The organism is Mesorhizobium sp. M0968 (assembly GCF_040319065.1).
Lineage (GTDB): Bacteria > Pseudomonadota > Alphaproteobacteria > Rhizobiales > Rhizobiaceae > Mesorhizobium.
Map to the genome: position 1 here is coordinate 425,028 of NZ_JAMYNL010000002.1, position 13,822 is coordinate 438,849.

Annotated in this window: 16 protein-coding genes, 1 other RNA gene and 1 pseudogene; 8 read left to right on the plus strand and 10 right to left on the minus strand. The window is 61.7% G+C overall.

Annotation, left to right across the window (positions count from 1 at the left end; translation table 11 throughout):
• The first annotated feature begins 39 nt into the window (after positions 1-39).
• Positions 40-813 carry a precorrin-6A synthase (deacetylating) gene (gene cobF, locus NKH67_RS04870; protein WP_352501022.1) on the plus strand — a complete coding sequence of 258 codons (774 nt, stop codon included), beginning with the start codon at positions 40-42 and terminating at the stop codon, positions 811-813.
• Between the two features lie 32 nt (positions 814-845).
• Here cobF and NKH67_RS04875 read toward each other — a convergent pair whose 3' ends face one another.
• The 6 genes from NKH67_RS04875 to NKH67_RS04900 form a co-directional block, all read right to left on the minus strand.
• Entirely contained in the window at positions 846-1,187 is a 342-nt protein-coding gene (locus NKH67_RS04875) for a winged helix-turn-helix domain-containing protein (protein ID WP_023676697.1), read from the minus strand.
• An 81-nt stretch (positions 1,188-1,268) separates the two neighbouring features.
• Positions 1,269-2,381, minus strand: a complete 1,113-nt coding sequence (gene modC / locus NKH67_RS04880; protein ID WP_353030349.1) for a molybdenum ABC transporter ATP-binding protein — start codon at positions 2,379-2,381, stop codon at positions 1,269-1,271.
• A complete protein-coding gene (modB, locus tag NKH67_RS04885) occupies positions 2,378-3,082 on the minus strand; it encodes a molybdate ABC transporter permease subunit (protein WP_352501024.1) in 705 nt (234 codons plus the stop codon). Before modB ends, modC begins: the two co-directional genes overlap by 4 nt.
• A 15-nt stretch (positions 3,083-3,097) precedes the next feature.
• Complete coding sequence (gene modA / locus NKH67_RS04890; protein ID WP_352501025.1) at positions 3,098-3,889, minus strand: molybdate ABC transporter substrate-binding protein; 792 nt, start codon at positions 3,887-3,889, stop codon at positions 3,098-3,100.
• A 286-nt stretch (positions 3,890-4,175) separates the two neighbouring features.
• Positions 4,176-4,970: a thymidylate synthase gene (locus NKH67_RS04895; protein ID WP_023676701.1), complete on the minus strand. Its 795-nt coding sequence runs from the start codon at positions 4,968-4,970 to the stop codon at positions 4,176-4,178.
• 113 nt (positions 4,971-5,083) lie between these two features.
• Positions 5,084-5,395 (minus strand): DUF2853 family protein, encoded by a 312-nt coding sequence (locus tag NKH67_RS04900; RefSeq protein WP_023676702.1) that lies wholly within the window; start codon positions 5,393-5,395, stop codon positions 5,084-5,086.
• 161 nt (positions 5,396-5,556) lie between these two features.
• Between NKH67_RS04900 and ssrA the strand changes: the two genes are divergently transcribed.
• Positions 5,557-5,912, plus strand: a transfer-messenger RNA (tmRNA) gene (gene ssrA / locus NKH67_RS04905).
• A 98-nt stretch (positions 5,913-6,010) separates the two neighbouring features.
• Here ssrA and NKH67_RS04910 read toward each other — a convergent pair.
• Positions 6,011-7,801 (minus strand): acetolactate synthase 3 large subunit, encoded by a 1,791-nt coding sequence (locus tag NKH67_RS04910; protein ID WP_352501026.1) that lies wholly within the window; start codon positions 7,799-7,801, stop codon positions 6,011-6,013.
• A 405-nt stretch (positions 7,802-8,206) separates the two neighbouring features.
• On the opposite strand from NKH67_RS04910, the gene NKH67_RS04915 reads away from it, so the two are divergent.
• Positions 8,207-8,947 (plus strand): SDR family oxidoreductase, encoded by a 741-nt coding sequence (locus NKH67_RS04915; protein ID WP_352501027.1) that lies wholly within the window; start codon positions 8,207-8,209, stop codon positions 8,945-8,947.
• Here the strand turns inward: NKH67_RS04915 and NKH67_RS04920 are convergent.
• Both NKH67_RS04920 and NKH67_RS04925 read right to left on the minus strand, forming a co-directional pair.
• Positions 8,901-9,836 carry a LysR family transcriptional regulator gene (locus NKH67_RS04920; protein ID WP_352501028.1) on the minus strand — a complete coding sequence of 312 codons (936 nt, stop codon included), beginning with the start codon at positions 9,834-9,836 and terminating at the stop codon, positions 8,901-8,903. The two genes, NKH67_RS04915 and NKH67_RS04920, sit on opposite strands and share 47 nt — an antisense overlap.
• Positions 9,837-9,937: 101 nt before the next feature.
• Positions 9,938-11,143, minus strand: a complete 1,206-nt coding sequence (locus NKH67_RS04925) for a multidrug effflux MFS transporter (protein ID WP_023676705.1) — start codon at positions 11,141-11,143, stop codon at positions 9,938-9,940.
• A gap of 168 nt (positions 11,144-11,311) precedes the next feature.
• Between NKH67_RS04925 and NKH67_RS04930 the strand changes: the two genes are divergently transcribed.
• The 4 genes from NKH67_RS04930 (at position 11,312) to NKH67_RS04945 (ending at position 13,136) form a co-directional block, all read left to right on the plus strand.
• Entirely contained in the window at positions 11,312-12,001 is a 690-nt protein-coding gene (locus NKH67_RS04930) for a TetR/AcrR family transcriptional regulator (RefSeq protein WP_352501029.1), read from the plus strand.
• Positions 12,002-12,135: 134 nt separating this feature from the next.
• The gene (locus tag NKH67_RS04935; RefSeq protein WP_023676707.1) at positions 12,136-12,672 is read left to right on the plus strand and encodes an SspB family protein; all 537 of its coding nucleotides are present in this window, start codon (positions 12,136-12,138) and stop codon (positions 12,670-12,672) included.
• Positions 12,673-12,690: 18 nt separating this feature from the next.
• The gene (locus NKH67_RS04940; protein ID WP_352501030.1) at positions 12,691-12,894 is read left to right on the plus strand and encodes a DUF4169 family protein; all 204 of its coding nucleotides are present in this window, start codon (positions 12,691-12,693) and stop codon (positions 12,892-12,894) included.
• A gap of 20 nt (positions 12,895-12,914) precedes the next feature.
• Positions 12,915-13,136 (plus strand): ribbon-helix-helix domain-containing protein, encoded by a 222-nt coding sequence (locus NKH67_RS04945; RefSeq protein WP_352450079.1) that lies wholly within the window; start codon positions 12,915-12,917, stop codon positions 13,134-13,136.
• Here the strand turns inward: NKH67_RS04945 and NKH67_RS34130 are convergent.
• A complete protein-coding gene (locus tag NKH67_RS34130; RefSeq protein ID WP_502893718.1) occupies positions 13,100-13,498 on the minus strand; it encodes a hypothetical protein in 399 nt (132 codons plus the stop codon). The genes NKH67_RS04945 and NKH67_RS34130 overlap by 37 nt on opposite strands.
• 11 nt (positions 13,499-13,509) lie before the next feature.
• Between NKH67_RS34130 and NKH67_RS04955 the strand changes: the two are divergent.
• Positions 13,510-13,815: pseudogene (locus NKH67_RS04955) on the plus strand (MarR family winged helix-turn-helix transcriptional regulator); the annotation flags it as partial.
• Between the last annotated feature and the right edge of the window lie 7 nt (positions 13,816-13,822).

The window sequence follows — 13,822 nt, forward strand, 5'->3', positions numbered from 1 at the left end:
GTCTAGACACGCCGGTCCCGATCGGGCAGGAGTTCGCCCATGCGCAAGCTTCTCGTCATCGGCATCGGCGCCGGCAATCCGGAGCACATGACGGTCCAGGCCATTAACGGTCTCAATCGGGCCGACGTGCTGTTCATTCCCGACAAGGGCGCCAAGAAGAACGATCTCGCCGAATTGCGCCGCCAGATCTGCGACCGCTTCGTCATTAATCCGGACTCGCGCCGTGTCGAATTCGACGTGCCGGTGCGCGCCGAGCCGGCGCCTTCCTACCGCTCGACCGTCGACGACTGGCACGAGGCGATCGCCGCGATCTACGAAGGCCTGATCCGCGACGAACTCCCTGAAGATGGCTGCGGCGCCTTCCTGATCTGGGGCGATCCGTCGCTCTACGACAGTGCGCTGCGCATCCTTGAGCGCGTGCGCCTCAGAGGCAATGTAGCGTTCGAGCTGGAGGTCGTCCCTGGCATCACCGCCATCCAGGCACTCGCAGCCAGCCACAAAATGGCATTGAACCGGATCGGCGACGCCATTTTGATCACCACCGGCCGCCGGCTCGCCGAGGAAGGTCTGCCCGAAAACGCCGGCAGCACCATCGTCATGCTGGACGGCAAATGCGCCTTCAACACGCTGGACGACAACGACGTCACCGTCCACTGGGGCGCCTATCTCGGGACGCCCGACGAGATCGTCATCTCGGGCCGGATTGGCGACGTCGGCGACAAGATCGTGAGCACCCGTGAGCAGGCCCGCCGGAAAAAAGGCTGGATCATGGACACCTATCTGCTGCGCAAGCCGGGCGAGCCTAAGAAGTAACAGGGATCACACGCGGCAGAATTCCGCCGGCGTCACGCTGCGTCGATCTCGGCTTGCAGCGCCTCCATATGCGCCGCCGCTGCTGAAGACGCAGCCCGCTCGATCGCGCGGAAGCGGCTGACCACAGCAAGCCCGACCGACGTCAACTGGGCGCCACCGCCTTTTTTGCCGCCCGTCTGTGCCGCAACCAGCGGCTTGCCGAACACGCGGTTCATGTCTTCGACCAGATCCCAGGCGTGCTTGTAGGACATCTCCATGCCGCGTGCCGCGGCCGAAATCGAGCCGAAGGCGGCGATCTGTTCCAGAAGCTCGATCTTGCCCGGTCCGATGCGGCCATCTGGATCGAGATTTATCCGCAAACTCAGCGACGGCATTTGCTCCTCCGCGGTCACGCTATTCTACAGGTTCTGCAGCGATACCGCTATTCCAAAACGATATAGCGAATCATCGGCCGTTCACTCATCCGCCTCGGCGGGCAGGCCGGCGCCGGTATTCGCCCGGTCGAAGCTCACCGTCTTGACCACGGCGAACACCTGTCGACCAAGCCGAAGCCCCAGTGTCTGCCGCGACTGTTCTGTGATGCGGGCAAGCACGGTTGCGCCATTGCAGTCGAGGCCGATCTCGACGGTAGGCCCTTCGCCCGGCTCTATCGCCACGATCGTGCCCGGCAATATGTTGAGCGCGCTGAGGCCAACCGGCTGCTCGGTGGCGATCATCACGTCGCGGGCACGGATGCGGACGCGCACCGGCGCACCGACTGGCGTTGCCAGAAGCGGCACCCGGATCTCGCCCGCCAATGAGCCTAGCACCGTCATGCCGAAGGCTTCGTCGTGGCGCAGAACCGCGGTATCCAGCACGGCGCCGCCCTCGCCGCGCTCTTCGGCCGGCAATAGATCCAGACGCTGCATGATCGCTCCGGTCGGACCGGAAGCGGCGACCTTTCCTTGCATCAGCACCACGACGTCGCTCGCCAGCCGCGCCACTTCGGCGATCGAGTGGCTGACATAGACGATCGGGATTTTCGTCTCGTCGCGCAGCCGCTCGATATAAGGCAAGATCTCGGCCTTGCGCCGCTCATCGAGCGAAGCCAGCGGCTCGTCCATCAGCAGCAATTTCGGACTGGCAAGCAGCGCCCTGCCGATTGCCACACGCTGCTTCTCGCCACCGGAGAGTTTTGCCGGCCGCCGGTCGAGCAAATGGCCGATCCCGAGCAGTTCGACCACGCCATTGATATCGGCGTAACGCTCGGCAGCCGGCGTGAACCAGCGGCCATAGCGCAGATTGCTCGCCACGCTCATATGCGGAAACAGCCGCGCATCCTGGAACACCATGCCGATCCGCCGTTTGTGCTTCGGCACGAACAGACCGGCATCGTTATCAACCAGCACGCGGCCCTCGGCCGCGATGCGACCTTTGTCGGGGCGGATCAGCCCGGCAATCAAATTGATCAGCGTCGTCTTTCCGGAGCCGGAAGGCCCGAACAGCGCAGTCAGCCGCCCGGCGCTTTCGAAGCGGGCATTGACGATGAAATCGCCAAGCCGGTGGCTGATGTCGACCTGAACCGTCATTCGATGTCCATCCGCCGGCCGACACGCCGCGCCAGCACTTCCGAGGCAACAAGTGCCGCCATCGAGATGACGATCGAGATCAGCGTCAGCCTGAGCGCGCCGGCGTCGCCGCCGGGAACCTGCGTGAAAGTGTAGATCGCCGACGGTAGCGTCTGCGTCTCGTTCGGAATGTTGGAGACAAAGGTGATCGTCGCGCCGAATTCGCCCATCGCCTTGGCGAAGGAGAGGATCGCACCGGCGATCAGCCCGGGCAGGATCAGCGGCAGCGTGATCGTGCCGAATACCCATAGCGGATTGGCGCCGAGCGTGCCGGCGGCCGCCTCGATTTTGCGGTCGACGGCCTCGATCGACAGCCGGATGGCCCGCACCATCAGCGGAAAGCCCATCACGCCGCAGGCGAGCGCGCCGCCAGTCCAGCGGAAGGAAAAAACGATCCCGAAATGTTCGGCCAGGAAAGCGCCGGCCGGACCACGCTTGCCGAAAGTCAACAGCAGCAAATAGCCGGTCACCACCGGCGGCACGATCAGCGGCAGATGCACCAGACCATTGAGCAGCGTCTTGCCCCAGAACTGGCCGCGGGCAAGCACAAGAGCGATCAGGATGCCTGGCGGCAGGCTGGCAATCATCGCCACGGTCGCCACCTTGATCGACAGCTGGACCGCATTCCATTCGTCGGGAGCGAGATCCAGCAGCCAGTTCATGTGCGGTGCCGTACGTCAGTTGCTCGGCGCGAGGATTGTAAAACCTTGCGCCTTGAAGAGTTCGCCAGCCTTGGCGGATTGCAGGCATTTCAGGAATGCAGGGGTATCCCTGCTCTTCGAATCCGCAAGCTGGGCGACTGGATAGATGATCGGCGGATGGGTACCCGCGGGGAAAGTGCCGACCACCTTCACGCCAGGCTCCGCATGCGCATCCGTGGCGTAGACGATGCCGAGTGCTGCCTCGCCGGTCGACACCAGCTTTAGGGCGGCGCGGACATTCTCGGCCTGCGCCACCTTGCCTTCGACCGAAGACCAGGCACCGAGCGATTCGAGGGCTGCCTTGCCGTATTTGCCTGCCGGCACAGCTTTGACATCGCCCATGGCAAGTTTGCCGTCACCGACGAGCTTGGCAAGATCGAAACCCTTTTCGATCCTGGTTTCAACCTTGGAATCCCGTGGCGCAACCAGCACGATCTGGTTACCGAGCAGTTTCACTTCGGTTTCGGGCTTGGTCAGCTTCCTGTCGGCAAGATATTTCATCCAGTCGAGATCGGCCGAGATGAACAGGTCTGCTGGTGCGCCGCTTTCAATCTGCCTGGCCAGCGCCGAGCTCGCCGCGTAGGAAATGGTCGCCGCCTCGCCGACATCGGCCTCGCAGGCCTTGTTGACGGCATCGAGCCCATCCTTCAGGCTCGCCGCGGCAAACACGACCACCTTGTCATCGGCATGGGCCGCCGGCACCGCGGCCATCAGGATGGCGGCGAGACCCGCGATGGCAATCGTCGTCGAACCTTTGCGCGCCAGCATGAAACTCTCCTCGTCTCGGAACGCCCGAAGCCGTCCATCGATATATCCATGTGAACATAACAAGGAAAGGCTCTTTACCGCCTACGGCATTCTGAGCTGAGGTTTTCCCGGCCTGCGATAATCTACGTTGGATACAGCGGCACCGAGGCCGAAGGAAATATTCACATGAAAATCAGCGGCCAGGGATTGCGCGTCAAGTCGACGTCGGCCAATAAAGATGGATGCTGACAACGCCCGAGGGCGTAGCCGCAGTAGGCAATGTCGATATGCACGGTCGGCTATGGTGCTAGACTGCGATCGGTGCCTTGATCGTCGCGTCGGCGAAATAGTTCTCGAGCCGGAAATCCTCGAAGCGGAAGGCAAAGAGATCCTTCACCTCGGGATTGATCCACAGCGTCGGCAACGCCTTGGGCGTGCGCCGCAATTGTTCGCGCGCCTGCTCGAAATGGTTCGAGTAAAGATGCGCGTCGCCGAGCGTGTGGATGAAATCGCCGGGTTTCAATCCGGTCACCTGCGCCACCATAAGCGTCAGCAACGCATAGGAAGCGATGTTGAACGGCACACCGAGAAAGATATCGCCCGAACGCTGGTAGAGCTGGCAGGAAAGCTTGCCTTCCGATACATAGAACTGGAACAGGCAGTGGCAGGGCGGCAAGGCCATGGCCTCCACCTCGGCCGGGTTCCACGCCGAAACGATCAGCCGCCGCGAATTAGGATTTTTGCGTATCTCCTTCAGAAGATTCGCAATCTGGTCGATGGCGCCGCCATGGCCGTCCGGCCACGACCGCCATTGTTTGCCATAGACCGGGCCGAGATCGCCGTTCTCGTCGGCCCACTCATCCCAGATCGAGACGCCGTGATCGTTGAGATATTTGATGTTGGTGTCGCCGGCCAGGAACCACAAAAGTTCGTGGATGATCGACTTCAGGTGCAGCTTCTTGGTGGTGGTGACCGGAAAGCCGCGGGCCAGGTCGAAGCGCATCTGATAGCCGAATACCGAGCGCGTTCCGGTGCCCGTGCGGTCGCCGCGATCGGCGCCGTTTTCCAGCACATGCTTCAGAAGGTCGAGATACTGGCGCATCGGCTCCGGTCCGATTCGGGTTGTCAGCCATCATAGCCGAATGACCGTCGGCCGAACACAGCAAAGCGAGACGATTCCAGCAGAAGCCTCACCAGCACCGGCGGCGAGGTTGCTCAGAGCGAGCCGAGCATGCCCAGATCCTTGGCGACGAGGTAATAGAATGTCACCCGGCTCTTGCTGTTGTCGGCCGCCATAGCCTTGCAGGTCTTTTCGATAGCCGCATCCGCCTTGGCACCGTCGGTGACGCCGAGCTTGCCGGCGACCCAGCTGTTCCTGACGCGCTTCAGTTCCTCCGGGTCGGTGCAGGACACCAGCGAGGAATCGCGGTTCCTGAGCGCGATGCCCAGATGCTTGACGATCTTGGCGACCGCGTCGGCATCCGCCGCCGCATCATACTTCTTTACGTCTGCGAGATAATCGGCCATCGAATTTCCCCTCGTCGGCGCCACGGGATCCGGTCGATGAGGATTGTGGCGCGCTGCCGCAAGTATGCGCTAGGTCTCCTCACCGCCACAAAGCTTCGGTTGAGACCGGCTGCAAGTCAACCCTTCATGATCCACTTTGGCACGGACGAAAGTGGCATTCCGGCCTTTCATTTTCCACCGCCAGTCCCTATATTCGCTTCGTCGGCTCGACCGACTATGGCGATAAACAGGCGATGAAATAAGCCGTTCGGACCCGGGGGCGGTACCCGGCGCCTCCACCAAAAACCGCTGCTCAGGAGCGGCTTTTGCTGGGGGCGAAATAGGATCGACGAAGGTGTAAAGATCGTACTTTTGCCCGGCATTGTACCACCGTTATCGGGCTAAACTTATAGTTGCCAACGACAACTATGCGGAAGCACGTCTCGCCGCGTAAGCGGTGCGATAGCTTCAATTCAAGCCCTAGTGGTTCGCACTTCTAGGCGGGGTTCGGAGGTACCTGGCAACAGAAACCTCCATTTCTCCCCCTTTTTGATATGCGCAGCCGCAGGCTCGCCCGATATGTGCAGCTGCGGGCCTGGGCTTTTTACGCCCTGATACGCCCTGGCGCCGCTGCGTTCATACCAGTCCCTGGCTGATCGTTTCGATCGCGCTGCCAAAGGTCTCGTCGGCAGCCTCATGTGACATCTCATTGTGCGCCCTGCCCGTCCTGATCATCGGAAAACAATTGGCGAGCTTGGCAACACGGCAGTCAAGGAGCACCGGCCGGTCCACATCGATCATTTCCTGGATCGCATCATCAAGGTCGGCTGGTTTGTCGCAGCGCAGGCCGACCGCTCCGAACGCCTCGGCCAATTTGACAAAATCGGGCAAAGCCTCGGAATAGGAATGCGCGAGGCGGTTGCCGTGGAGAATTTGCTGCCACTGGCGAACCATGCCCATATATCCGTTGTTCAGGATGAAGACCTTGATCGGCGCGTCGTACTGGACTGCCGTCGACATCTCTTTCATGGTCATCTGAACCGATGCGTCGCCGGCGATATCGATGACGAGGCTGTCCGGATGTGCGATCTGCACGCCCAGCGCCGCCGGCAGGCCGTAGCCCATCGTCCCGAGGCCGCCCGAACTCATCCAGCGGTTCGGCTTTTCCAAGCCGTAGAATTGGGCCGCCCACATCTGATGCTGGCCCACTTCAGTGGTGATGTATGTGTCGCGATCCTTCGTCAGCGCGTAGAGACGCTGCACCGCATATTGCGGCATGATCACATCCTTGTTCATCTCGTAAGAGAATGAATTGCGTGCGCGCCAGCCGACGATCCTTCTCCACCAGTCCTGGAGGCGGCCTCCATCCGGTTTCTGAGGCAATGCGCGCCATAGACGAACCATGTCATCCAGAACATTGCCGACATCGCCTTGTATGCCGATATCGACGTGGACGTTCTTGTTGATCGAGGACGGATCTATATCGATATGGATCTTGCTGGAGTTCGGCGAAAAAGCGTCCACACGCGAGGTCACGCGGTCATCGAAGCGCGCGCCGACACAGATCATGACGTCGCAATCGTGCATCGCCATGTTCGCCTCATAGGAACCATGCAGACCGACCATTTTGAGCCAGTTCTTGCCGGAGGCGGGGTAAGCCCCAAGGCCCATAAGCGTCGAGGTGATCGGAAAGTCGGTCAGTTGAACCAACTCCCGCAGCAATCTCGATGCTTCCGGGCCGGAATTGACGATGCCGCCGCCGGCATAAATAACGGGACGGCTGGCATTGGCCATCAATTCTATCGCCTGGCCGATCTTGCCGATATCGCCCTGCAGCTTCGGTCGATAGTTCTTCAGCGCGACAACGTCTGATGGCGGCGTGTACACGCCGGACGCAAACAGAACGTCCTTTGGCATGTCGACGAGAACAGGCCCCGGTCGCCCCGACCGGGCGATGTGGAACGCCCTATGGATTGCTGACGCCAAGTCATTGACGTCTTTGACCAAAGAGTTGTGCTTGGTGCAGGATCGCGTGATGCCAATCGTGTCACATTCCTGAAAGGCATCGGAGCCGATCAATGTTGTCGGCACTTGTCCGGACAGACAGACGATCGGTACTGAATCCATCAGCGCGTCCTGCAGGGGCGTCACGGCATTCGTCGTGCCTGGGCCTGATGTGACCAGCATCACGCCGACCTTGCCCGTGGACCGGGCATAACCCTCAGCGGCATGGCCGGCGCCCTGTTCGTGGCGCACGAGGATATGCTTGATGTCGTCCTGCTGGAATATCTCGTCGTAGATCGGCAATATGGCCGCGCCGGGATAGCCGAAAATATGCTCCACACCATTGTCTTTGAGTGCGCGGAGAACGATCTCCGCTCCTGTCATGCGGTTGCTCGTATGCTGAATGGAATTATCGCTTGTCATGGTTCTGTCCCGTAGCGTGATGAGGATGGGTTGACGGGGCGTCGCCGAAATCGGGCGTAAGAAGAATTTCGGGCATAAAAAAAGGCCCCGTCGGGAGCCTGTTTGTCGCGCACGGGTGGCTGTCGCCGGATGGTTACACCATCCTGCCCGTGCGCTTTCCTACCACTGCAAGAACCATTGCGATCTTCATGATGATCGCTGCTACACAGAAAATCGCGCATCGTCAACGTCTCAGGCTGAGGCGTCTCAGGCTGAGGCGAAAGCCCAAGGGCCTCCCATCATCGGAACCTCCGATGGCAGTATTCGTTTCTTCCCGTTTCCCTTCTTCCACGCCTTTGCGGGACAAGGCCTCAGTTTCTCGCCGCGTGTGGTCATGCCCGGCGAGCTGCCTCATGGAGAGATAAGATGAACCAGGAAACCACACCAAAACACGAACGCATCCTGATCGTTGGCGGCAGTTCCGGTATGGGGCTGTCGCTTGCCGAACAGCAGCTTGCCGCCGGCGCCGAGGTTACGATCGTCGGCCGCTCCGAGGACCGGTTGTCGGCCGCACGGCAGCGCTTGCCTCACCCGGAAAGGCTGAGGACGATCGCAGCCGACGTCACAAGCGAGGACGAGGTCCAGCGCCTGTTCCAGGATGTCGGCACGCTCGACCACATCGTCTCGACCGCCGCCGACGTTACCGGCGTCTATGTGTTGCTTCCCGAGATGGATATCTCGGTGGCGCGGAAAGTGATGGATTCCAAAGTCGTCGGACCGCTTCTTCTTGCCAAACATGGCGCGCCTCGTCTGACGCCCGGGGGATCGATCACGCTGACCTCGGGCATCGCCGCCTATCGTCCGGCGGCGAAAGGCTCGGTGGTGGCAGCCGTTAATGGGGCACTTGGCTCACTCGCCTACGCGCTTGCCGTCGAACTGGCGCCGATCCGCGTCAACGTCGTTTCGCCCGGCTGGGTCGACACGCCGATTTGGGATGCCGTCGTCGGCAGCGGAAAGACAGCCGCGCTGGACGCCATGGCAAAGCGTCTGCTCGTCGGCCGGATCGGCCAGGCAGCCGACATTGCCCAAGCCATCACGTCCCTCATGCACAACGGCTTCATCACCGGAACCGTGCTTCATGTCGATGGTGGCCAGCGACTGGTCTAGCGATGGCCAAAATTTCGCGGACCATTGCAAGGAACAGCCGCAGCACCGGCGCTTGAATGCGGCGGTGGCGCCATACCATGGTGACCGGCGTCACCGGGCTGCTTCCGACCCAGGGCAGCACGACGATATTGGCGTCAGCCGCGGAAGCCACGAGACGCGGGACCAGCGCGCATCCAAGACCGCCTTCAACAAGGCTCCGTATCGCGCCCATGCTGGCGAACTCGCCGACGAGTTTTGGACGGTCAGGCAATGTTGCGGCAAACGTTTCGTCGAACATCCGCCTATAGACGCAACCGGGCTGGGTGACGAGGAAGGCCTCGTCGGCCAGATCGTCGGGCGTTATGGCAGAATATCCGGCCAACCGGTGATTTGCCGGCATTATGGTGACGAGCTCTTCTAATGCCACTTGCTCGCTTCGCAGCTCCGGCGGCGCCGCCGGGACGGCTCCGAAATGGAAAGATACGTCCAGCGCCCCGCTTGTCACGCCGGCACGCAACCCACTGCTATCGTCCGCCCTGAGGTTCAGTTCCACATCGGGATGGCGCCGATGGAATTCCGCCAGCACAGCTGGCAAGCGTGTCGAGCAAAGCGTCTCCAGGCCGCCGACAGTCAGGCGACCGGCAACCGTGCCGCTCGCGTCGGCGACTGCGGAACGGGCTTCGTCCGCGAGGTCGAGGAGATCGTTTGCATAGTCCAGCAGGCGTTGTCCCGCCGCCGTCAGCTTCAAGCCACGCCGTGATCTGTCGAACAGCGACGTGCCTAGATCGCTTTCCAGCGCCTGGATCTGTTCGGTCACGCTCGATTGGGCAAGATGAACCCGCTCGGAGGCGCGTGTGATGTTCAAGGTGGTGGCGACCGCCACGAAGGTTTTGAGATGTCGAAGCTGCATGTCCTGAACCCGTCATATAGGCATAGGCTGCTTTGAACCGGGACCGCAAACGTGAAAAGGCCGGGAACATCGCCCGGCCTTTTTGTCTCGATAAGCGAAGTTTACTCCGCCGGCGCTTCCGCGACGTCCCGGCTGCGGCCGAGCGTTATTTTGGCCAGTGTGAAGGAGATCGCCGCGCAGAGCGTGATGCCCGCCACCATCGGCAGCGGCGTGCCGTCGAAAAACACGCCGGCGACGCCCATGGCGACCGCGCCGATGGCGAAGTGCAGCGTGCCCATCAGCGCCGACGCGGTACCGGCGATCTCGCCATGCTCTTCCATGGCCAGCACCGACGTCGTCGGGATGACCAGGCCGAGAAAGCCGTAGCCGATGAACAGCAGCGCCGCCATCACGTCGAGCCGGTCGACACCCGATGCCATCACCGCGAACAGCACCACCATCGTCGTCGCATAGCCGGTCACCGCGACGCGCACCACGCGCTGCAGCCCGAACCGCTCCGATAGCAACCCGGTCAGCTGCGACATGCCGATGAAGGCAACCGCATTGATCGAGAAGAACACGCTGTAAACCGAAGGCGACAGGCCATAATGGTCGATCAGGATGAAGGACGAGCTCGACAGATAGACGAAGAAGCTCGCAATGCCGAAGCCGGCGATAGCCGTCAGGCCAAGGAAGTTGCGGTCGCCCATCAGGAAGCGGTAGCCGGAAAGTGCCGTCCCGAAGGACGACCCGGCGCGCTCCTCGACCGGCCGTGTCTCCTTGAGCGAGGTCGCCAGCAGGATGGTGGCGAGCACGGCCGCGCCCGTCACCGTCCAGAACACGGCGCGCCAGCCGAAATTCTCGATGATCTGGCTACCGGTCAGCGGTGCCAGGATCGGCGACACCGAAAACACAAGCATCAGCAGCGACATCAGCTTGGCGGCCTCGGTGCCGGTATGCAGATCGCGCACGATCGCGCGCGGCACGGCCATGCCGGCGCTGGCGCCGAGCCCTTGCAGGAAGCGGAAGGCGATCAGCCATTCGATCGAGGGAGCCAGCGCCGAGCCGACGCCGCCGACCATGAACAGCGCCAGGCCGCCGTAGAGTGGCAGCTTGCGGCCGACCATGTCGGAGATCGGTCCGACGACGATCTGGCCGAAGCCCATGGAAAGAAAGAAGATCAGCAGGCTCATCTGCACCGCAGCAGTGCCGGCATGCAGATCCTCTCCGATTGAAGGCAGGGCCGGAAGATACATGTCGATGGCAAACGGGCCGATCGCGGACAATAGGCCGAGCACGACCGCAATGCGGAGGAATTTGGCGTTCATGATAGCAGGCTCTTTCGAATTCTGGTTGCCGCCGAGGACCGGCGTGTAACCCTAGGACGTTCCATCCCGTGGAGTTCCGACTCTTCTGCGGAACGAAACCCCCTTCGTGCAAGTCCACAAATTTAGACAGGCTTGTCTAATTCGTCAACCACCTCTATATAGTTTTGCATGAAGGCCAACGTCTCTCCTGACATTTTCCCGCCGCGAGGCCACGAGGCCAAGCGCATGTCGATTGTCGATGCCGCCGCCTCGGTCTTCTGCCGCGAAAGCTTTGCCGGTGCCAATATCGACATGATTGCCGCCGAGGCCGGCGTCTCCCGCCAGACCATCTACAATCATCACGGCGACAAGGAGAAACTCTTCGTTGCCATCGTCCGCGACCTCACCGAACGTTGCAATGCCGCCATCTTTGCCACGATTTCCACTTTTCCCGATCAGCCGAAGGATCTCGAGGCCGACCTCATCGCCTTTGCTGTGCGGATGAACCACAACTGCATCTGCAACCGCGACGGCAAATTCCTGCGCAAGCTGATCCAGACCGAGGGCGGGCGCTATCCCGAGTTGTTCGCCGAATGGCGCGAAGAAGGACCGGGCAGGACATGGCCGGCGATCGCCGCCCGCTTCGCCCGCCTCGCTCATGCCGGCTTCCTTGATATCGACGATCCCGATGTCGCAGCGCGCCAGTTCATGGCGCTTGCCAATGCCGAGTTGCAGACGACATTCATGCTCGGCGGTACACCGACCGAGGACGAGGTGGTGCAATCGGCGACAAATGGCGTGCGCACCTTCCTGCGCGCCTTCGGCAAGCGGCAGCCTATGGCCCGGGCGAGCAAACAGGGCGCGCTCGCCAGCGCTTGACGATCAAAGCTGTTTGACGATCAAATCGTCGCCAATGGGCTTCGCTTCCGCACGCCGGCGATCTATATCCGGTTTACGCCGCGCTCAAGCTTGATTACAGCTATCAGGACGATTCAACGGAACCCGACAGCCACATGGCCGACGACCACATCCGCTACGACATTCTGGCCCAGGAGGCGTTGCGCGGCGTCATGCGCAAGGTCCTGGCCGAAGTCGCGCGCACCGGTCTCCCGGGCAACCATCATTTCTTCATCACCTTTCTCACCGGCGCGCCGGGCGTGCGCGTGTCGTCGCGGCTGCGCGAGCGCTATCCCGAACAGATGACCATCGTCATCCAGTTCCAGTATTGGGACCTGAAGGTGAGCGACACCGGCTTTGAGGTCGGGCTGTCGTTTTCCGACGTGCCGGAGAAACTGGAAATCCCGTTCTCGGCAGTACGCGGCTTTTACGACCCGTCCGTCAACTTCGAGCTCGAATTCGACGTCAAGACCGATACCCCGGCGGAACAGGAGACAAAGGCCAAGCCTGCTCCCGAACCGCTGGCCATCGTCGCCGAGAAAAAGCCCGAGACGAAGAAGAAAACCGCCGAGGCGGAAAAGAAGCCTGCCGCGGCCGACGCCGGCGCCAAGGGCGCCGACGTGGTGTCGCTTGACGCCTTCCGCAAGAAGTGACCCGACGGGCGGCGTGACATGGCCGAGATCGTCAATCTCCGTCAGGCACGCAAGCGGAAGGCGCGAGCCGAGAAGGAGCGCCTGGCCGAACAGAACCGGGCGCTGCATGGCCGTTCCAAACCCAGCCGGGATCGCGACCGCCTGATCGCCGACAAGGCCGATAAATTCGTCGCCGGCCATCGCCGCGAAAATTCGGGCGATTCGGACAAATCCGATGCTTGAAGTGTGAGTAGGATCGTCTCGTGAGCCCGGTGGAAAAGCGCTCGGTCACCATTCGCGGCCACCGCACCAGCTATTCGCTCGAAAAGCCTTTTTACGACGACCTGGTCGCCATCGCGGCCGTGCGAAAACTGACGCTCGCCGCCCTTGTCGCCGAAATCGACGAGAGCCGCCCGCGGGATGCCAATCTCTCCTCGGCGCTCCGGCTCTATGTGCTGGATTGGGCCAAGCGCGGCAAGTTGTAGCCTTCAGGCAACGCTATCCTGTTTCCTGCGCCGGATACGGAAGCCCAGCAAAGCCGAACGGTCGCGTTCTTCGGCCTGCCAAGCGGCGTATCCTGCAGTTTCAGGTCGGCGAGCGTGAACTGGCCAAAATAGGCGATGTTCGTGGCAAGCCGGATCAGCTTCAAGAGGGCAATGCCGGCAAACAACCCCGCCGTCGCAACCACCACCGCTATGCCGGCAATGAGCAGCACCCGGGCATCGGTGGTAAAATCGCGCAGATGGCTGGGGTTGGCGTGATCGGACTTCATTTGCAGACCCTGCTTTCTGGCGGCGTGCCGACTTGCGGATGGGTCGCCGGCCGTGCCACCGAGGATGGCGGGCACGAGCGATGTTGGTGACACCACGCCAGCATCAGGCCCTGCTTGCAATCAAAGGGTTTCCCGGCGGAGGGCCAGTGACCATTGGCGACCTCGCGGAGCGCCTGCGCATCCGCCATCACAGCGCAGTGGAATTGGTCAACCGTATTTGCGAAGCCGGGCTGGTCGCGAGGGACCACGACGAGGAGGACCACCGCCGCGTGCTGCTGCGGCTGACCCAGCGCGCCGACGACAGTCTCGCCGATCTGTCAGCCGCTCATCTCGACGAACTCGGGCGGATCGAGCCGATGCTGAAGCGCTTGCTTGCTGGAGGCGACACATAAGGGATGC